Genomic DNA, 18,117 nt, shown 5'->3' with positions numbered 1-18,117 from the left:
GGATTGTTAGCAACAGGTTTAACTGTTGTGATGATGAATACTTTATTATTTAGTGCTGATATACATGCGGCTAAGTACTCGCCAAACTTTAAAGGTACTGAAATTGACGAATTTATCAATATAGTTGGTAAAAACCTGAAAAAAACCATGATCGTTGACCCTAACGTTCGAGGTAAAGTGACATTACGTACCCAAGATCAACTTACCGAAAAACAATATTATCAAGTGTTCTTAAATGTGCTTGAAGTGTATGGTTTTTCTGCTGTTGAAATGGACAATAATGTTGTAAAAGTTATTCGTAATAAAGACGCTAAAACTTCATCAATACCGGTTGTTGGTAATGAAAACCCTGGTGTGGGTGATGAAATGGTGACTCGAGTTGTCGAAGTTAAAAATGTCACAGTACGTGAATTAACCCCTTTACTTCGTCAACTTTCAGATCAAGCCGGTGGCGGTAACGTGGTCAATTATGATCCCGCTAATGTCATCATGCTAACGGGCACTGCTGCGGTTGTTAATCGTTTAGTCAATATTATTGAGCGTGTCGACAAAGCTGGCGATCAAGACGTACAAATTATTAAACTGCAATATGCATCGGCGGCAGAAATGGTGCGTATTGTTGAAGCCATGCATAAATCTGATCAAGGAAAATCTGGTACGCCAACCTTCCTTATCCCTAAAATAGTGGCTGACGAGCGCACCAATAGTGTAATTGTTAGCGGTGAATCTCAAGCCCGTTCGCGTGTCGCTAAGTTAATTTCCCGCTTAGACAGTGAATTAGAAACCAATGGTAATACCCGTGTTTACTATTTGAAATACTCAAAAGCTGAAGACTTAGTCAAAGTACTTGAAGGGGTCAGTAAATCAATTGAAGCCGAAAACGCTGGCGCGCAAACGAGTAAACAAAGCAGTAAAAAACGTAATGTCAGTATTGACGCTCATGAAGACACCAATACCTTGGTTATTACCGCTCAGCAAGACATGTTACGTTCACTTGAGGAAGTCATCCGCAAATTAGACGTTCGTCGTGCACAAGTGCTTGTTGAAGCGATAATCGTCGAAGTTTTTGAAAGTGATGGTATTAGTTTAGGTGTGCAATGGTTCAGCGAAGATGGTGGTTTTACCCAGTTCAATAATGGTCCTGCGCCCATAAGTGCTGTTGCAGCGGCTGCTGAGGCAGCTCAACCAACACCAGGCACTAAAGGTTCTACCGTGACTTCTGAAAGTGGTGCCACAACGATTAATCCTAATCAAGACGATATTAAAGGTGACTATTCATTAGCCGCAACCTTACTTGGCTCTGTAAGCGGTGGTATGTTTGGTATTATGAAAAATGGCTGGGGCGCAATCATACAAGCGGTGAGTAATGACACTAATTCCAATATTCTTGCTACGCCAAGTATCACTACACTCGATAATGAAGAAGCGCACTTTTTAGTTGGACAAGAAATTCCTATTCTTACTGGCTCTACTGCGGGTAGCAATAACGGTAATCCATTTCAAACCGTTGAACGCCAAGAAGTGGGTATAAAACTAACCGTTACCCCACAAGTGAATGAAGGCAGTGGTGTGCAGTTAACCATAGAGCAAGAAGTCTCTTCGGTGAGTGGCGCTACGGGGGTAGATATTTCTATCAACAAACGCGAAATTAAAACGGTAGTGATGGCCGATTCTGGCGCAACCGTGGTACTGGGTGGCTTGATTGATGAAGACGTTCAAGAAAGTGAACAAAAAGTACCTTTATTAGGTGACATACCTTTTATTGGGCACTTATTTAAATCAACAACAACCTCAACGCGTAAACGTAATTTAATGGTCTTTATTCGCCCAACGATTATTCGTGATGGCAAGTTGATGAATGAAATTAGTAAAGAAAAGTATAACTATATTCGTGCGACTGAAATACGTAAGCAAGAAGAAGGTTTGTCATTAATGAGCGATGAAAAAATGCCATTGTTACCTGAATGGAATGACCAACTGACTTTACCTCCTTCATTCGATGAATACATGAAAGAAAGTCAGTCTAAAGACTCTAGCTTATTACCGCCTGTCGTTAAAAACGAGGGTGATGACTCATCAACTTCAGACAAAAAAGACCAATAATATGGCTGATATTGAAAAGAGAGAAGACACAGACAACGTAGTGACTTTAAATGTTGCAGGTAATGGTCAAGAGGCAGAAGAAGTAAAAGTGCAGATCAGCCGTTTGCCTTTTAATTTTGCCAAACGTCATCATGTACTCATTAGTAAAAGTAACGACCAATACACCTTACATTGCTTAGCCAATGTTAACAGTGCGGCAGTATTAGAAGTGCGTCGGGTCTTAAAAAGTCCCTTTGCTATTGAATTTCATTCGTTAGATGAATTTGAACAATTATTAACTATTTCATATCAACGAGACTCTTCAGAAGCTCAACAGATGATGGAAGATATTGGCAACGAAGTTGACTTGTATTCTCTCGCTGACGAGATGACAGAGACAGAAGATCTGCTCGAAAATGAAGATGATGCGCCAATCATCAAATTGATCAATGCGATGTTGAGTGAAGCAATAAAAGAAAATGCTTCTGATATTCATATTGAAACTTTTGAATTAGCGCTACAAATTCGTTTTCGTGTTGATGGCGTTTTACGTGAAGTATTAAAGCCTAATCGTAAACTTGCTTCATTATTAGTTTCTCGTATCAAGGTTATGGCAAAACTCGACATTGCTGAAAAACGCATACCACAAGATGGTCGTATTTCTTTGCGCATTGCCGGTCGTGCTGTTGATGTACGTGTTTCAACAATGCCAACGGGCCATGGTGAGCGTGTGGTACTTCGTTTACTTGATAAGAACTCGGTTCGTCTCGATTTAGAAGATTTAGGCATGACACTTGCCAACCGAATAAAGTTTTCAAAACTCATCGAAAAACCCCATGGCATTATTTTAGTTACGGGTCCTACGGGATCGGGTAAAAGTACCACGCTTTATGCGGGACTGAGCCAAATTGATTCTAAAGAGCGTAACGTTTTAACGGTTGAAGATCCCATCGAGTACGCCATTGAAGGTATTGGACAAACACAAGTTAATACCAAAGTTGATATGACCTTTGCTCGCGGGTTACGGGCGATACTTCGCCAAGATCCCGATGTTGTTATGGTCGGTGAAATACGCGATTTAGAAACCGCTCAAATTGGCGTGCAAGCGAGTTTAACCGGTCACTTAGTGATGTCGACACTGCATACTAACAGTGCCGCTGGTGCCATTACTCGTATGGAAGATATGGGCGTAGAGTCATTTTTACTCTCATCGAGTCTCTTGGGAGTCTTAGCACAACGACTCGTGAGAACATTGTGCCCGCATTGTAAAGAAAGCCATTTACCTGATGGCCCAGAGCTAAAATTACTTGAGTTACCTCAAGACAACACCCAGCATATTTATCGCGCAGTTGGTTGTAGTGAATGTAGCCAAAAGGGCTATAAAGGACGTATGGGTATTCATGAACTTATTGTTGTCGACGATAAAGTACGCGAGCTTATTCATAATGGTAAAGGTGAGCAGGCTATTGAAAAGTTTATTCGCCAAAATACACCAAGTATACGCCGTGACGGCTTTGATAAAGTGCTGACCGGACAAACAACACTCGAAGAAGTTTTGCGTGTTACCAAAGAAGATTAACTAGAGTTTTATTATGGCAGCTTTTGATTATCAAGCAGTAAATAGCCGTGGTAAAACGGTAAAGGGTGTTATCGAAGGTGATACGCCCAGACAAGCGCGTGGCTTATTACGTGACAAAGGCTTAATGCCCACTGAAGTAACGCCAAGCTTACAAAAAACTAAGCAAGCCGCCAATAAACCACGGTTTGGCGGACGAACAAAAGTATCTGTTGCTGAACTTGCTTTAATCACACGCCAGTTGGCAACATTAGTTGAGTCGGGTTTACCGATTGAAGAATCTTTGCTTGCCGTTGGCGAACAATGTGAAAAAAATAGTATGAAAAGTATGATTATGGCGGTGCGAACAAAAGTAACCGAAGGTTATGGTTTAGCCGAGAGTATGGCTGAGTTTCCGCATGTTTTTAGTCACTTATATCGAGCAATGGTTGCTGCAGGTGAAAAATCTGGTTTCTTAGATACGGTTTTAAACCGCTTAGCCGATTACACCGAGCAACGCGAACACTTACGTTCACAAATCATTCAAGCGCTTATTTACCCCGTTATTATGACGGTCGTAGCCATAGGCGTTATCGCGATACTGTTAACAGCGGTAGTCCCTAAAATTGTTGGCCAGTTTGACCATATGGGCGCAAATTTACCTGCAACGACTCAGTTTTTAATTAGTACCAGTGATTTTTTAAGAGATAATGGTTTGTATATCCTTATTTTGATTGCCTTACTCATAGGTGGCTTTAATCATTTAATGAAAAAGGCCAGCTTCAAGTTTGCCTTTCACCGTAAGGTGATTAGCTTTCCAGGGCTAGGCAAAATCATTCGTGGTATTAATACCGCTCGGTTTGCTCGTACCTTAAGTATCTTAACCGCCAGTGCTGTTCCTTTACTGGAAAGCATGAAAATATCAGGTGAAGTTTTAGAAAACTTATACATTAAGCAATGCGTTAAAGAGTCGGCCGATAAAGTGCGCGAAGGGGCAAGTTTACGCGTTTCTTTAGAGCAAACGAAATTATTTCCACCGATGATGCTTCATATGATTGCCAGTGGTGAAAAAAGTGGCAAGTTAGAACATATGCTTGGCCGGTCAGCAGACAACCAAGACAGGGAGTTTGAAGCGTTGATGAATATATCGCTAAAAGCTTTTGAGCCCGCCTTGATGATCGCTATGGCAGGTATCGTTCTTTTTATAGTTATGGCTATTTTACAGCCAATTCTTCAGTTAAATACCTTAGTAGGAGGTTAATGTGAACAAAAAAATTCAACCAATGAAAGTGAAAAATAAACAAGGTGGCTTTACTTTATTGGAAGTGATGGTTGTTATTGTTATTTTAGGTTTGTTAGGCAGTGTTGTTGTCCAAAACTTGATGGGCAATATGGATACCGCAAAACTTCAAAAATCAGTACAAGATATTAATGCATTAGAAACGTCGTTAAGTATGTACAAAATGGATAACTATAACTATCCAACGACTGAGCAAGGCTTAGAAGCTTTAGTTGAAGAAACTGACGTTGAACCTTTACCGCGTCGTTTCCCAAACGGGGGTTATGTTAAACGTTTACCTGACGATCCTTGGGGCAATGCCTACCAACTATTAAATCCAGGCGAAAATGGTGATATTGATATTTTTACTATGGGACCCGACGGTGAACCTGGTACAGAAGACGATATTGGCAACTGGAACCTTGGCGACTACCAGTAGTTTTGGTGAACTCTTAATATGAAGCATTATTCCAAAAACAGCACAGTAGTTAACGGTTTCACTTTAATTGAAGTGATGTTGGTTATTGTGCTGGTGGGTTTAATGGTTTCGGTTGTTCAGTTTAGTGCTTCAGGTGATAAAGCCGAAGAAACACTCGAACTCACGAGCAAACGTTTTGCCGGCGTTTTCAATATTGCTGCTGAATATGGCATGCTAAATAATATTGAATTAGGCTTAGTTATTGGCAAAAAAGGTTATCAGTTTTTAGGTTACGACGGCATAACGTGGTCGGATATCTCTGATAATGAATTATTCAGTCGTTATAAATTACCTGAAGGTGTTGAGTTGATTTTACAACTTGATGATTTGCCAATCGAAGAACCACAATTATTTGATACTGAAGTATTTAATGAGTTGCAAGCGGCTAATAAAGAGAATGATTTAGATGAAGACGTAGGTAAAGATGATGACGGTAATAATATAGAAAAAAAAATTCTCATTCCCCAGATTTACATACTCTCAGGCGGCGAAATAACACCGTTTAGTCTGCGTTTTCAATTTGTTAAAAACAATTACACTGAAGCCAAGCTTTATTTTAAGGCGACCGGTTTATACACCACACCGATAACTGTTGAAGGGCCACTCTTTGATGATGAATAAGGTGAAATGGGTCATTAAAACGGCTTCATTGGGCTTTACTTTAATTGAAGTCATGTTAGCAATGGCTATTTTTTCAATTGCGGGTATTGCGTTGTTAAGTGCAGCAGACAATAACTTTAAGAATTTAAGTCATTTAGAAAATAAAGTATTAGCCAATTGGGTGGCCTCAAATCAATTAGTTGCGATGACATTAGACCCAACATGGCCACCAAAAAATAACAAAAAAGGTACCGTAGAAATGGCTGGCCAAGAATGGTTTTGGCTACAAAAAGTGCTTAAAACAGAAAATAAGAATATGCGTGCTATCACGATTGAAATTCGCAATAAAGAAGATGAAAAGTTAGCGATCACCAGTATTGTTACCTATATTTCAAAGAGTCAGCCGTAGTGAAAATTTGTTTGAATAAGCCAACGAATAATGGCTTTACCTTGTTAGAAGTTTTAATCGCTATCGCTATTTTTTCAATGATTAGCATGAGTAGTTTTACTATTTTTAATACAGTATTAAAAGGTAATGAGTCATCTGAAATTCGTACCACACGCGTTAATGAATTACAGCGAGGCTTCTTACTTATCGAGCGTGATTTACTGCAAATTGCTAAACGCAGTATTCGATTAAATGGCGAAGCTCCCCAGCAAGATTTTTTATATACTGACAGTAATAGTTTTTCAAATGGCGAAAGTACCTTAGCTTTTGTTCGCAACGGATGGACAAATCCAGGTCTACTATTACCGCGTAGCAATATGCAATCTGTCGCTTATCAATTAAATGAGGGAACCTTCGAGCGACTTCATTTCAATTTTGTTGATGCTATCCAAGGGCAAGAGCCTAAAAGAAGAAAGTTAATCACCGAGATTGAAGGACTAAATTTTGAGTTTTTTTATGACAAAAAATGGCAAAAACAAATTAAAAATAAAAGTTTACCTCAAGCGATTGCTGTTGAGCTAATAACTAAAGATTATGGGCTTATAAGACGAGAATTTTTAGTGGCGGGTGATGATGTCTCAATTTAAAGCTTATGTATTGTGCTCTTCGTTATGGGAGGCCTAATGAAAAACTCTCATTGCAGTGCGGATATGAGTAAGTTGACCGCTAAAAAAGTGACCGGAGTGGCGTTAATTACTGTTTTACTTATCGTTTCGTTAGCCGCCGTATTAGCCACACAGATGACTGCGCGCTTGCAGTTGCAGATGCAACGTACTAATAATGTTACGCTAAATCAGCAGGCTTATTGGTATGCGATGGGCGCAGAAGCGTTTGCAAAAAGAATATTAATCAATGTTTTTGAAGATGAAAAAGACGTTACGCATTTAGAGCAAATTTGGGCTCAAGGCGAAACAAGTTATCCTGTTGACTTTGGACAAATCACCGGCGAAATTTTTGATATGCAAGCCTGTTTTAATTTAAATGCTTTAAGGCCTGATGATAATGCTATTCCTGCAGGCACTCGAAGGCGTCCAATAGAAGAGGCTTTCCAAAAATTAATTATGTCGCTTAATGTTGAAGGTGTTAGTCAGTTTGATGCTGAATATATGACCGATGCATTAGTGGACTGGCTTGATCAAAACAGCGCTATAGCCAGTGCTGGTGGTGCTGAAGATAATGATTACTCCGCAAAAGAGTTTCCTTACTTACCCGCTAATTATTATTTGGCCAGTATTACTGAACTACGCTTAATTGAACACTTTACTGTGCCGGTTATTAATAAATTAAAAGAGTATGCTTGCGTAATACCTAATAATAATCTTCATAAAATAAATATAAACACCATCAGAAGTGACCAACCTGAATTGTTGGAGGCTTTTTTAGGTATTCCTTTAGCGGATGCAGAAAATGCCTTGGCTAGCCGAGAGGGTGCTGGTTTTAAAACACGAGATGAGTTTTTCAATTTACCCGATATATCAAAAAATACAAAAATAACCAATGATCAAAAAGAGCAGTTTGATGTTGTTAGTCATTATTTTAAACTAAAAAGTATCGCTAGTTTTAATGACAGTTACTTCGCGTTGAGCACTTTAATGAAAGTTGAAAGCAATAATAATATCTCCGTAGTGAGTCGTACCATAGGACGAGAGTAATGACCGAAAAGTTATATATCCGATTAGGTACTAACGCAAAAGACGTAGTGCACTGGTTAATATTCAGTGACGATCAAGAAGGCATTATTGCCAGTGGTGAACTCCCCAATGCCCATGCGTTAGAGCAATTAGCTGAGAAAGCCAAACAACGTGAAGTGATTACGTTTGTGCCAACCAGTGATATCAGTTTGAAAAGTTTAACAGTACCCAGTAAATCATCAAAAGCGATGCGCCTAGCTGTGCCGTATATGCTTGAAGATGAATTAGCACAAGATGTTGATGAGCTATTTTTCGCTTATAGTGATATCAAAATTGTTGGTAGTGCACACAATTGCTTTGTTGCAATTATCGAATCTGCTCAGTTGGCATTATGGCAAGGGTGGTTAAAAAGTGCAGATATTACCTGTAAAAAAATGATCCCAGATGTACTTGCAATGCCACTGACTAATGAAGTCAATGTTGTTAGTGCTATTGTCTTAGGTGAGCAAATACTTATACGCCAAGGACAATGGCAAGGGATCACCATAGACAGCAACACTTGGCCGTTAATTAGTCAGTCACTCAGTGGTACTCAAACAGCAGAGAAAATTAACAGTGAGCAAAAATCAGTAACGGACAATGGAAGCAACAATGAGGTACCCAACAGTTTCTCGTTAAATGCTTATTCAATATTACCTGAAACCATCGCTAAACTGACCATCAACGCGATGCCTGAAGAGCTGCCTTTGGCGTTATTAGCCGCCACATATAATCATGAAAAAGCAGGTAAGTTCAACTTACTACAGGGTGATTTTAAAGTTAAAGAACAGCGCTCACCCGTGCTAAAAAGTTGGTTTTTGGCCGCAGGTATTGCCATCTTCGCTTTATTGCTTAATGTCGGCATTAAAGGTGCCGAATTAATACAGCTTCATAGTCAACAGGCTGAAATTGAAGAGCAAATCATTAGTACCTATAAAAAGGCTTTTCCAAAAACTAAGCGAGTCCGAGTCTCAACTATTCGCTCCCAACTTAAGCAGAAACTCAAAGAAGTAGGCGGTGCTAGTGGAGAAAGTGGCTTTTTAGCTATCTTAACTCAAGTGCAACCAGCGTTAGCTTTAGTACCTGAAATAAAACCCCAAACGTTGAAGTTTGATGGTAAGCGCAATGAGATTCGTATGCAGGCAATTGCCAGTGATTATCAGTATTTTGATAAGTTAAAAATCGCTCTTGAAGAGAGTAACCTGACGGTATCTATGGGCGCGCAAAATAATCAAGGTGATCAAATTTCTGGCTCATTTAGCATAACCAGTAATGATAATCAACAATCAACAAACACAAGTAAGGGGCGATAATGAAAACGTGGTGGCAACAATTAAAAAGCTCTGAGCAACGACTCGTTGCTATGATGAGCTTTGTTGTAGTGCTGTTTTTATTTTACAGCGCAGTGTGGCAACCATTGGTTACTAATACTGATAAAACTCAACAAAAAATTATGCGCCAACAAGCGCTTTATACCTGGGTGCAAGAAAATACTCTGCGCTATCAACAGTCACAAAAAAGAGTCGCATCTTCAGCCAGCAATGCCAGCCTTTCTAGTATTGTTAACAGCAGTGCCGGTCGTAATAATATTTCGATAGCTCGCTTGCAACCTCAAGGTGAAGACTTACAAGTATGGATTGATGAAGTCCCGTTTACACAGTTACTTAGTTGGCTTGAATTTCTAGCCAATAATGAAGGTTTATTAGTGAAAAGTATTGATTTAAGTAAAGCTGATCGCAACGGCGTTGTTAGAGTTCGTCGCTTACAATTAGGAAAAGGCTAATGAAAAAGTGGTTTGTTTACGGAGCAATGTTCTTTAGTTTATATTTGATTTTTTTAATTGTAACTATGCCTGCTGCTTGGGTGGTTAGTTTTATTAATTTACCAAAAAACAGTCAAGTATCTCAGCTCTCTGGCACAGTGTGGCAAAGTTATGCAAAACAAGTCCGCATAGACAATGTCGACATTAACAATGTCAGCAGTGAGTTGAGTTTCCTCTCATTATTGATGCTTGACCCGACAATTAAGTTAACTTTTGGCGGCGCCTTAGTCAGTGGACCAGAAGGTAGGTTGACCGCAAGCCAATTGCTTAAGCAGATAAAAATTACTAATCTTGATATCACGGTAGCCGCGCAACAAATTACGGAAAAGCTTAATCTAGCTATCCCGATGCAAGCCCACAACCTTATTGAACTCAGTGTTGATGAATTTATACTTGGCAAACCTGTTTGTCAGCAAATGAAGGGCTTAATAAAATGGAATAAGGCAGCCATCACCGCATTATCAGAAAAGGCAAATCTAGGTACGTTATCTGCTGAGTTGGCTTGTGAAAAAGGCGCGCTTGCGTTTATCATTGCCCCTGAAAATGACCTCGGACTCACGTTTACCGCTTATCTGCATAATATCAATAGAGCTTCTGGCAATGGTTATTTAAAGCCGGGTGCTAACTTCCCTGAAAAATTAAAGCCACTACTGTCCTTTATTGGCAAAGCGGATAACCAAGGGCGCTATCGATTGAACTTTTAAGCCATTTTATACGGTGATAAATCGTTACTTAAGCTAAACCTATTTCATCCTGGCTTACGTCAGGATGAATAATAGCCATTACTTAATGGGATATTTCTTTATTTCATCAATTAATGTTCTAAAGTCTGATGTAGATGGGTAATCGTTAACAATATGCGGCGTTTTCTGACTATCGGGGTTTTCAACCGCTAATAAATGTTCAAAACCATAGCGTTGAGCCGATGCTAAAATATTGATACTATCATCAACAAACAAAGTATTCTCTAGGCTAAACCCTTGCTTCTCTTGAAGACGCTGCCATAACAATTGCGACTCTTTGGTCACACCAAATTCATGCGTAGAATATAAAACATCAAAATACTTATCGAGTTGCGTGCGTTCAATTTTAAGCAATAAGCTATCTGGGTGAGCATTAGTAACCAGTATTATTTCTCTTCCACTCTCTCTTAATGCCACCATAAAATCATGAGCATCATGGCGTAAGCTAATTAAGTGTTGTACTTCACGTTTTAAGGCTTGAATCGGTAATTGGGTTTGTTCAGCCCAGTAGTCTAAACAGTACCAGTCAATTGTCCCAGCAACTCTTTCATAATGGCTTGCTAAGTTTTCTTTTGCTTGCTCAAGTGAAATCTTTGCGTGCTCACTGTAACGTAGTGGTAAATGATGGAGCCAGAAATGGTTGTCAAAATGTAAATCTAAAATCGTTCCATCCATATCTAAAAGTACGGTAGAAATTTTTGACCAATTAAGCATATTATTTTTCCTAAGAGCGATTAATTATTAATTATATCTAAAGTTAACGTGCTATTCTAAAACTATATTACTAATATTTTACTCTTAGGTTTCGCTACCATGAGCAACAGTTTAACACTTCCCAAAGTCACACAACGTAAGCAAGTTGCTAAGAGTCGCTTGTTTGCTATAGAACAAGTAGATCTCACCTTCAGCAACGGCGTACAGCGAGAATATGAACGCATGCAAGGCTACGGTCGAGGCGCTGTATTAATTGTACCTATGTTAGACGATGAAACGTTTTTATTAGTACGTGAATATTGTGCTGGCACCCATACATATGAGCTTGGTTTCCCGAAAGGACTTATTGATGAAGGCGAAAGCGCAGAGCACGCTGCTAATCGAGAGTTAAAAGAAGAAGTTGGCTATGGGGCAAATAAATTCACCCATGTGCATCGAGTCGCAACAGCTCCGGCTTTTTTCTCTGCCTCAATGGAAATTTTTCTTGCTGAAAGTTTATATGCAGAAAAACTCCCCGGTGATGAACCTGAAGAACTAGAAGTTATCTCATGGAAACTTGCCGATTATCAATCATTACTTGCCCAACCTGACTTTAATGAAGCAAGAAGCATAGCCGCTCTAATGCTGGTAAAAGATTTAGTTAAGAATATTTTAAAATAATACTCAAAAGAAAAAGTAAGTGAAGATTAATGAACAATGAAACGTTACTCGCCATCGCGATAGAAAGTGCAAAAAAAGCAGGCCTAGAAGTTACTAAGCATTACAAGTCGGGCAATTACACGTCAGAAATTAAAGAAGATAATAGCCCCGTTACTAGTGCTGACTATGCGGCTAACGATGTATTGATGCAAGAGCTGTCACGCTTGGCACCCGGCATTCCTATTATTTCTGAAGAAGTTGGTGCATTAGCGCTTAGTCAAAGAAAAAATTGGTCTCGATATTGGCTACTCGACCCTATTGATGGGACGGGTGAGTTTATTAAAGGCAGTGGCGATTTCGCCGTTAATGTTGCTTTGGTGGAAAATGGCTGGCCAAGTATTGGTGTTATTCACGCACCTGATCACCAACTGACCTACTATGGACAAAATAAGCTTGGCGCTTTTAAAGAAAACCATACCGGTAGCCAGCAAATTCATGTCGCTAAATATGATGGTAAACGCAAAATTAAGGTGGCGGTAAGCCGCCGACAAGAGCTCAGCCTAATGGGGCAATACCTTAACAATGAAAACTTTGCGTTTGAATACGTAGCATTAGGCAGTTGCTCACTTAAAAACTGTCTAATTGCTGAAGGTAGTGCAGATTGTTACTTACGTATTGGTCCCACAGGTGAGTGGGATACAGGAGCGAGTCATTGTATTATCGAACAAGCGGGTGGCTCAATAATTGATAGTGAGTTTTTACCGTTAACCTACAATCAACGGGAAGGATTAATGAACCCTGACTTTATGACTTTAGGTGCCAGTAATATTCCGTGGCAAAGTATTGTGACTCCACATAGAGCGCGACGCTCTTAATTTTTATTTTATTTTCAAAGGACCTATTATGCGTATTATATCTACTTTTATTTTAAGCCTTTCACTCCTGCTTGCTGCACCAGCCTATAGTGCTTGGCAGTTGGACTCTAAAAATTCATCGTTAACTTTTGTGTCGATTAAAAAAGGAACTGTGGCTGAAAGTCATAGCTTTAAAGAGTTTACGGGTGTTATCAACAATAGTGGTTTAGCAAATGTGACCATTGATTTAAGCAGTGTTGACACTAATATTGCGATACGTGATCAAAGAATGGCGGAGTTTTTCTTTGAAACCGCAACTTTTTCACAAGCGAGCTTTAGTGCGCAACTTAACCTTGCAGACATTAATGCGATAACTATCGGTTCAAGTCAGCAAATGTCACTTACGGGTAGCCTGAATTTACATGGTCAACAGCAAGAACTTACATTGAATGTTATGGTGGCTAAGCTATCAGCAAATAATATGCTAGTGAGCACCTTAAAGCCAGCTATCATTAAAGCCGAAGACTTTGCGTTAGTGGCAGGTATTAATAAATTAAAATCATTAGCAAATCTACCAAGCATTGCTTACGCCGTGCCGGTAAGTTTTGTCTTAACTTTCACTCAATAGCAAATGAGTAACGAACATCTATAGGGTGTTCGTTACTATAAAATAACTATTGCGTTTGTTCCTGTTCTTGCTCGTTTTGTTGTTGTTCAAACTGATCAATGGGTAAAATATTTACCGTATCATGAAGCTCTGAATAAACTAAAAACGCACTACCATTAGCAAGTTGTATCTTTACTTGCGCTACTTTTTCCGACAAAGGCACATCGTCCGCACCATATTCGGTACCTTCACGTAAAACAAACTCTCGAATAATACCTGTTAGCGTATCGGGTTGTAGATCTTTGTAGGGGATTATCATAGGTAGCTCTCTAAAAAATTTGGAACACGATGTTCTAGCCAAAACTGTGGTCTTAAGGGATTATTACCATTGATAAAACCAACATGACCCCCTTTTTTACTGACCTCAAAACATATGTTATTGGGAATACTGCTAATATCACGGGTATTTTCATCACATAAGAAGGGGTCGTCATTTGAATGAATAATTAAGCAGGGTTGTTTAATTTTATCCAAAATAAAACGTCCACTCGCCTGATGATAATAATCTTCAGCGCTCTCAAAACCGTTAATAGGGGCTGTTACCAGTTGATCGAATTGCCAAATGGTCTTAATTTCATCGAGCTTATGGGCCAGTCTTTGCGATAGCGGAGCAGAAATTAGATTACTGTCCATTTTATCCTTAATACTGTCTTTGAGCATGCCCACTAGATATTTTTGATATATACGCGAAAAGCCTTGGTTAATCCGCTTGCTGCAGCTGGCCAAGTGTAAAGGGGCACAAATGATTGCCGCAGCTTGATAAGGGTTATTAGGTTCTTTTGCTAAATAACGCGCTAGTACATTGCCTCCTAAAGAAAAGCCAATAATGGTCATTGGAAGTTGTGGATATTTTTTCTTTAAAAATTGCGTTAAATAACTAATATCATCAGTGTCGCCACTATGATACGAACGGGCTTTTCTATTGACTCGTCCACTACAGCCTCTAAAATGCATCAGCACTCCGACCCACTGCTTCTCTTTAATAGCCGATAACATTCCTTTAGCATAATGACTGTTAACTGAACCTTCTAAACCATGAAGAACAACCACCAAAGGACGAGTTTCATTAAGTTTAGGTTTATCGGTCCATGCCAAATCAATAAAGTCGCCATCAGGTAACTCCACTGTTTCATTGCAAGTTTCTAGCTGTTTTCTAGATCTTAAAAATTTTGCAATAATAGTTTGGCAATGAGGATTGTGTAGCCACCAAGCTGGAGTGAATTGACTTTGAGTAAACATTTAAAGTTATAGTGGTCTGTTGTGGTTTATTAGTTTTATTATTGTATGTGAATTGAAAATAAATAGATATTTTTAGGCTAAAAAAAAGCTTACAAGGCTAAACTTGTTGTATTATACTCGTTGATTAATGAGCAATACCATTGCGATACTTTTCATCAATTTCTTCACGTGATTTTTTTTGACGCTCAATTACATTGAGCGTAGAGGAAGATTGATTAATAGATAAGTTAATAAGCGCACCTCAGTATTTAAGATTAATTGTGCGGATAATGCATAACAATCAACATAGACAAGTGCTGTTAGTATAACAAAAAACAATTATTCTTAGTTATTCAGATGAAAGTTGAGCTAAACCTTCTAAAATAGCGCAGTCAGGGTTATCGTCACCATCACATTTATCAGCTAGTTTTTGTAATATTGCGCTCATTTGCTCTAGCTCCAATATTTTTTCATTTATCTCCTGTAAATGGCTCAGCGCTAGTTGCTTCACGTGTCGACTTTCTCTATCAGTATCAAGCCAGAACTTGAGCAGCGACTGAATCTCAATCATGGAGAAGCCTAAGTTTCTCGAACGACGGATGAATCCCAATTGTTGTATGTGCGCTTAGTTATAAAGTCGATAACCTGCATCGGTACGACTCGCTTTTTTCAATACACCAATTTCTTCATAGTATTGGATCATTTTGGCCGACACCCCCGTTAAACTAGAGGCTTTGCCTATGGTGACAAGTTTCTCCATGTTATTTCTTCTTAAGAGTCCAACGTTGCAATAACAATGCGTTACTGAGGACAAATAAGCTACTAAATGCCATCGCTGCTCCGGCAATAATGGGGTCAAGATAACCAAAGGCTGCTAGTGGAATTCCCACAGCATTAAAGATAAATGCCCAAAAAAGGTTTTGCTGTATTTTACGATAAGTCAGCCTTGCAATGATCAATGCCGTGGGTACTAGGCTTGGTTTACTACGCATTAACATGAAAGAAGCTGCGCTAACGGCAACATCAGTACCAGACGCCATTGCCATACCTAAATCTGCTTGGGCTATCGCTGGCGCATCATTAATGCCATCACCAACCATGGCAACCTGATAACCTTGCTCTTGATATTGCAGGATATATTTTGCTTTATCTGCAGGCAGCACCTCAGCTTTAAAATCGTCTAACTGTAATTTTGTCGCTACCGATGTTGCACTCGCTTTATTGTCACCGGTAAGCATAGCAACCTTTATACCTTGTTGTTGTAATAGCTTCACAGCCTTTAGCGCATCAGACTTCAATTTATCACTAAAACAAAACAGCCCAAGTAATGTTATCTTATCTTGCTGCTGACTAGCCAACCAAGAAACAGAAGTACCTGGTGTTTTTATATGTTCGGTTGGAAGTTTCACCCCTAACTCTTGCATCCAATGACTACTGCCCATCAAGACTAAATTGTCATCGATGTTGCCTTTGACACCATAACCCGCGACAACTTGAAATTCCTCAACAGGTATTGGTTGTGTTTCGTTGGTTAATGCTTTTTCAACCACGGCCTTGCCTAATGGGTGCTCACTATTTATTTGTAAGGAATAAGCCAACTGCAATAGGGTTTCTTCACTACCACTGATGACCTTCATCTCATTTACAACAGGTTTGCCTTGGGTCAAGGTGCCTGTTTTATCAAATACTACTAAATTTATTTCTTTTGCTTGCTCTAACGCAACAGCATCTTTAACCAATACGCCTAATCTGGCAGCGGTTCCTGTACCTGCCATTATGGCTGCGGGAGTTGCTAAACCAAGTGCACATGGACAGGCAATCACTAAAACGGCTACCGCATTGAGAATGCCATCTGTCCAGTCATCAAATACTAAACCTGACACCAATAAGGTGGTAAGTGCGACCAGCAACACAACAGGAATGAAGATACTACTAACTTTATCTACTATTGCCTGTACGGGGGCTTTTGCTCCTTGGGCTTGTTCTACTAATTCAATGATCTTAGATAAAGTAGATTCGCTACCAACATTAGTGGCACGGATCTCCAAAATACCGTCCAAGTTAAGTGAGCCACCCGTGACAACATCACCTTCTTTTTTACTTAATGGAATTGATTCACCACTAATTAACGCTTCATCGAGATGACTCTTCCCCTGTAATATTTCACCATCAACAGGCACACTTTCGCCGGGGATTACTTTTACTTTTTCACCTGTTTGTACTGATGAAGCGGCCACTTTCTGCCATTTACCAAAGCGCTGCACTGTTGCCTCAACAGGTTTCAAATTTTCCAATGCTCTAAGTGCATCAGTTGTTCGGCGTTTTGCTTTGTGTTCTAAATATTTGCCCAGCACAACCAAGGTGATTACTGCGCTACTACTTTCAAAATACAAGTGTGGCATGCCATGAGCGCTATCAAAACTCCACCACAAATACAAAGATAGTCCGTAGGCTGCACTGGTACCTATGGAGACAAGAAGATCCATGTTGCCCATGCCAGCTTTTAATGCCCCCCAGCCTGCACGATAAAAGCGAGCGCCAAAATAGAATTGTACTGGCGTAGCTAACAACCATTGCCAAACAGGTGGTAACATCCACTGTTGCGAAAACAGCATACTTAACATGGGTAACACCAGTGGCAAGGTAAGTAGGCCTGCTCCCAATACGGGCCACCATGCTTTGGTATAAAAAGGTTGATGTTGACTGGGCTTTTCTATCACGCTGTTATTGTTCAACGGGATAAAAAGGTAACCGACTTGTGTTACGGCTTGGGCTAGTTGTTCATCAGTTACAAAGGATAAAGTTTTTACTTGTACGTGCTCGGTGGCTAAATTGACCGACGCACTGACCATACCGGTTACTTTTAACAATGCTTGTTCGACCCGCTTCACACAAGACGAGTAACTCATCTTTCCAATACCAAATTGCTTTACCTTTACAGGCACTTGATAACCAGCCTCAATAACAGCAGTAATTAATTCACTATAACTGGCGGTACCTTGAATCGTCGCCATATCTGTAGCTAGGTTGACTGTAACATCTGTCACGCCAACGACTTTGTGTAACGCCTTTTCAACACGACCGACACATGAAGCACAGGTCATACCGTCAATTTTGAATTGTGTAGTTGTATTCATAAGCTTCTCACCTTAATTGAATTTTAGAACTAAGTTGAGGTCAAAGCTTACCACGGTGGTAGGGTCAAATGTTTTAGTATAAAAAATGTTATAAGTGACAATTTATAATTTAACTACAATCACTGCATTTTAAGGAGGAGTAGAACAATCTTAATGGCTGCTTCTTTAGATCAGCGATACCTGAGGTTAAAACTTTAACATTCGTTTTCTT

General features: G+C 39.6%; 20 protein-coding genes. 14 read left to right on the top strand and 6 right to left on the bottom strand.

The annotated features are described in order from the left end of the window. Positions 1 to 30: 30 nt before the first annotated feature. The 11 genes from gspD to H4J66_RS18920 are packed head-to-tail and all read left to right on the top strand — an operon-like array spanning position 31 to position 10,638. The gene (gene gspD, locus H4J66_RS18970; RefSeq protein WP_259368521.1) at positions 31 to 2,103 is read left to right on the top strand and encodes a type II secretion system secretin GspD; all 2,073 of its coding nucleotides are present in this window, start codon (positions 31 to 33) and stop codon (positions 2,101 to 2,103) included. Position 2,104: 1 nt separating this feature from the next. After that, positions 2,105 to 3,661, top strand: a complete 1,557-nt coding sequence (gene gspE / locus H4J66_RS18965) for a type II secretion system ATPase GspE (protein ID WP_182176454.1) — start codon at positions 2,105 to 2,107, stop codon at positions 3,659 to 3,661. A gap of 13 nt (positions 3,662 to 3,674) precedes the next feature. Beyond that, positions 3,675 to 4,898 carry a type II secretion system inner membrane protein GspF gene (gspF, locus tag H4J66_RS18960; RefSeq protein WP_070374947.1) on the top strand — a complete coding sequence of 408 codons (1,224 nt, stop codon included), beginning with the start codon at positions 3,675 to 3,677 and terminating at the stop codon, positions 4,896 to 4,898. 22 nt (positions 4,899 to 4,920) lie between these two features. Beyond that, complete coding sequence (gene gspG / locus H4J66_RS18955) at positions 4,921 to 5,355, top strand: type II secretion system major pseudopilin GspG (RefSeq protein WP_070377070.1); 435 nt, start codon at positions 4,921 to 4,923, stop codon at positions 5,353 to 5,355. A gap of 18 nt (positions 5,356 to 5,373) precedes the next feature. Beyond that, positions 5,374 to 6,015 (top strand): type II secretion system minor pseudopilin GspH, encoded by a 642-nt coding sequence (gene gspH, locus H4J66_RS18950; RefSeq protein WP_182176453.1) that lies wholly within the window; start codon positions 5,374 to 5,376, stop codon positions 6,013 to 6,015. Then, the gene (gspI, locus tag H4J66_RS18945; RefSeq protein WP_182176452.1) at positions 6,005 to 6,403 is read left to right on the top strand and encodes a type II secretion system minor pseudopilin GspI; all 399 of its coding nucleotides are present in this window, start codon (positions 6,005 to 6,007) and stop codon (positions 6,401 to 6,403) included. The genes gspH and gspI overlap by 11 nt, the downstream gene beginning before the upstream one ends. Continuing rightward, the gene (gene gspJ / locus H4J66_RS18940) at positions 6,403 to 7,029 is read left to right on the top strand and encodes a type II secretion system minor pseudopilin GspJ (protein WP_182176451.1); all 627 of its coding nucleotides are present in this window, start codon (positions 6,403 to 6,405) and stop codon (positions 7,027 to 7,029) included. Before gspI ends, gspJ begins: the two co-directional genes overlap by 1 nt. Before the next feature lie 36 nt (positions 7,030 to 7,065). Then, entirely contained in the window at positions 7,066 to 8,094 is a 1,029-nt protein-coding gene (gene gspK, locus H4J66_RS18935) for a type II secretion system minor pseudopilin GspK (protein WP_259368517.1), read from the top strand. Then, entirely contained in the window at positions 8,094 to 9,425 is a 1,332-nt protein-coding gene (gspL, locus tag H4J66_RS18930) for a type II secretion system protein GspL (protein WP_182176450.1), read from the top strand. Before gspK ends, gspL begins: the two co-directional genes overlap by 1 nt. Next, positions 9,425 to 9,895 (top strand): type II secretion system protein GspM, encoded by a 471-nt coding sequence (gene gspM / locus H4J66_RS18925; protein ID WP_070374943.1) that lies wholly within the window; start codon positions 9,425 to 9,427, stop codon positions 9,893 to 9,895. The genes gspL and gspM overlap by 1 nt, the downstream gene beginning before the upstream one ends. Next, a complete protein-coding gene (locus H4J66_RS18920) occupies positions 9,895 to 10,638 on the top strand; it encodes a type II secretion system protein N (protein ID WP_182176449.1) in 744 nt (247 codons plus the stop codon). Before gspM ends, H4J66_RS18920 begins: the two co-directional genes overlap by 1 nt. A gap of 78 nt (positions 10,639 to 10,716) precedes the next feature. On the opposite strand, the gene yrfG is transcribed toward H4J66_RS18920, so the two are convergent. After that, positions 10,717 to 11,391, bottom strand: a complete 675-nt coding sequence (gene yrfG, locus H4J66_RS18915; protein WP_182176448.1) for a GMP/IMP nucleotidase — start codon at positions 11,389 to 11,391, stop codon at positions 10,717 to 10,719. A gap of 99 nt (positions 11,392 to 11,490) precedes the next feature. On the opposite strand from yrfG, the gene nudE reads away from it, so the two are divergent. From nudE to H4J66_RS18900, 3 genes are read left to right on the top strand one after another with little or no spacing between them, the layout of a single operon-like run. Then, the gene (gene nudE, locus H4J66_RS18910; protein ID WP_182176447.1) at positions 11,491 to 12,051 is read left to right on the top strand and encodes an ADP compounds hydrolase NudE; all 561 of its coding nucleotides are present in this window, start codon (positions 11,491 to 11,493) and stop codon (positions 12,049 to 12,051) included. Positions 12,052 to 12,080: 29 nt separating this feature from the next. After that, positions 12,081 to 12,905, top strand: coding sequence for a 3'(2'),5'-bisphosphate nucleotidase CysQ (gene cysQ / locus H4J66_RS18905; RefSeq protein ID WP_182176446.1), 825 nt, complete (start codon positions 12,081 to 12,083; stop codon positions 12,903 to 12,905). Positions 12,906 to 12,933: 28 nt separating this feature from the next. After that, a complete protein-coding gene (locus H4J66_RS18900; protein ID WP_182176445.1) occupies positions 12,934 to 13,512 on the top strand; it encodes a YceI family protein in 579 nt (192 codons plus the stop codon). A gap of 46 nt (positions 13,513 to 13,558) precedes the next feature. On the opposite strand, the gene H4J66_RS18895 is transcribed toward H4J66_RS18900, so the two are convergent. The 5 genes from H4J66_RS18895 to H4J66_RS18880 form a co-directional block, all read right to left on the bottom strand. Next, positions 13,559 to 13,810 (bottom strand): YheU family protein, encoded by a 252-nt coding sequence (locus H4J66_RS18895; protein ID WP_182176444.1) that lies wholly within the window; start codon positions 13,808 to 13,810, stop codon positions 13,559 to 13,561. Beyond that, positions 13,807 to 14,790, bottom strand: coding sequence for a hydrolase (locus H4J66_RS18890; RefSeq protein WP_182176443.1), 984 nt, complete (start codon positions 14,788 to 14,790; stop codon positions 13,807 to 13,809). The genes H4J66_RS18895 and H4J66_RS18890 overlap by 4 nt, the downstream gene beginning before the upstream one ends. 328 nt (positions 14,791 to 15,118) lie before the next feature. Next, on the bottom strand, positions 15,119 to 15,340 hold the full coding sequence (locus H4J66_RS20530) for a MerR family DNA-binding protein (protein WP_259369177.1): 222 nt from the start codon (positions 15,338 to 15,340) through the stop codon (positions 15,119 to 15,121). Between the two features lie 54 nt (positions 15,341 to 15,394). Next, positions 15,395 to 15,529: a MerR family DNA-binding transcriptional regulator gene (locus H4J66_RS20525; protein WP_259368519.1), complete on the bottom strand. Its 135-nt coding sequence runs from the start codon at positions 15,527 to 15,529 to the stop codon at positions 15,395 to 15,397. 1 nt (position 15,530) lies between these two features. After that, complete coding sequence (locus H4J66_RS18880; protein ID WP_182176442.1) at positions 15,531 to 17,906, bottom strand: heavy metal translocating P-type ATPase; 2,376 nt, start codon at positions 17,904 to 17,906, stop codon at positions 15,531 to 15,533. Positions 17,907 to 18,117 lie beyond the last annotated feature (211 nt).

The organism is Colwellia sp. MB3u-55 (assembly GCF_014076785.1).
In the GTDB taxonomy this organism is placed as follows: domain Bacteria; phylum Pseudomonadota; class Gammaproteobacteria; order Enterobacterales; family Alteromonadaceae; genus Colwellia_A.
The sequence above is the reverse complement of the archived record's forward strand: the minus strand, read 5'-3'. Positions and strand labels throughout refer to the sequence as shown.

Bases quoted from the DNA above. Each gene is read 5' to 3' on its own strand.
- H4J66_RS18920 (WP_182176449.1), top strand. From the start codon at position 9,895: ATGAAAAAGTGGTTTGTTTACGGAGCAATGTTCTTTAGTTTATATTTG.
- gspI (WP_182176452.1), top strand. From the start codon at position 6,005: ATGATGAATAAGGTGAAATGGGTCATTAAAACGGCTTCATTGGGCTTT.
- gspM (WP_070374943.1), top strand. From the start codon at position 9,425: ATGAAAACGTGGTGGCAACAATTAAAAAGCTCTGAGCAACGACTCGTT.
- H4J66_RS18890 (WP_182176443.1), bottom strand. From the start codon at position 14,790: ATGTTTACTCAAAGTCAATTCACTCCAGCTTGGTGGCTACACAATCCT.
- gspF (WP_070374947.1), top strand. From the start codon at position 3,675: ATGGCAGCTTTTGATTATCAAGCAGTAAATAGCCGTGGTAAAACGGTA.
- yrfG (WP_182176448.1), bottom strand. From the start codon at position 11,391: ATGCTTAATTGGTCAAAAATTTCTACCGTACTTTTAGATATGGATGGA.
- gspD (WP_259368521.1), top strand. From the start codon at position 31: ATGATGAATACTTTATTATTTAGTGCTGATATACATGCGGCTAAGTAC.
- gspG (WP_070377070.1), top strand. From the start codon at position 4,921: ATGAAAGTGAAAAATAAACAAGGTGGCTTTACTTTATTGGAAGTGATG.
- gspK (WP_259368517.1), top strand. From the start codon at position 7,066: ATGAAAAACTCTCATTGCAGTGCGGATATGAGTAAGTTGACCGCTAAA.
- gspH (WP_182176453.1), top strand. From the start codon at position 5,374: ATGAAGCATTATTCCAAAAACAGCACAGTAGTTAACGGTTTCACTTTA.
- nudE (WP_182176447.1), top strand. From the start codon at position 11,491: ATGAGCAACAGTTTAACACTTCCCAAAGTCACACAACGTAAGCAAGTT.
- cysQ (WP_182176446.1), top strand. From the start codon at position 12,081: ATGAACAATGAAACGTTACTCGCCATCGCGATAGAAAGTGCAAAAAAA.
- gspE (WP_182176454.1), top strand. From the start codon at position 2,105: ATGGCTGATATTGAAAAGAGAGAAGACACAGACAACGTAGTGACTTTA.
- H4J66_RS18900 (WP_182176445.1), top strand. From the start codon at position 12,934: ATGCGTATTATATCTACTTTTATTTTAAGCCTTTCACTCCTGCTTGCT.
- gspL (WP_182176450.1), top strand. From the start codon at position 8,094: ATGACCGAAAAGTTATATATCCGATTAGGTACTAACGCAAAAGACGTA.
- H4J66_RS18895 (WP_182176444.1), bottom strand. From the start codon at position 13,810: ATGATAATCCCCTACAAAGATCTACAACCCGATACGCTAACAGGTATT.
- H4J66_RS20525 (WP_259368519.1), bottom strand. From the start codon at position 15,529: ATGGAGAAACTTGTCACCATAGGCAAAGCCTCTAGTTTAACGGGGGTG.
- H4J66_RS20530 (WP_259369177.1), bottom strand. From the start codon at position 15,340: ATGATTGAGATTCAGTCGCTGCTCAAGTTCTGGCTTGATACTGATAGA.
- H4J66_RS18880 (WP_182176442.1), bottom strand. From the start codon at position 17,906: ATGAATACAACTACACAATTCAAAATTGACGGTATGACCTGTGCTTCA.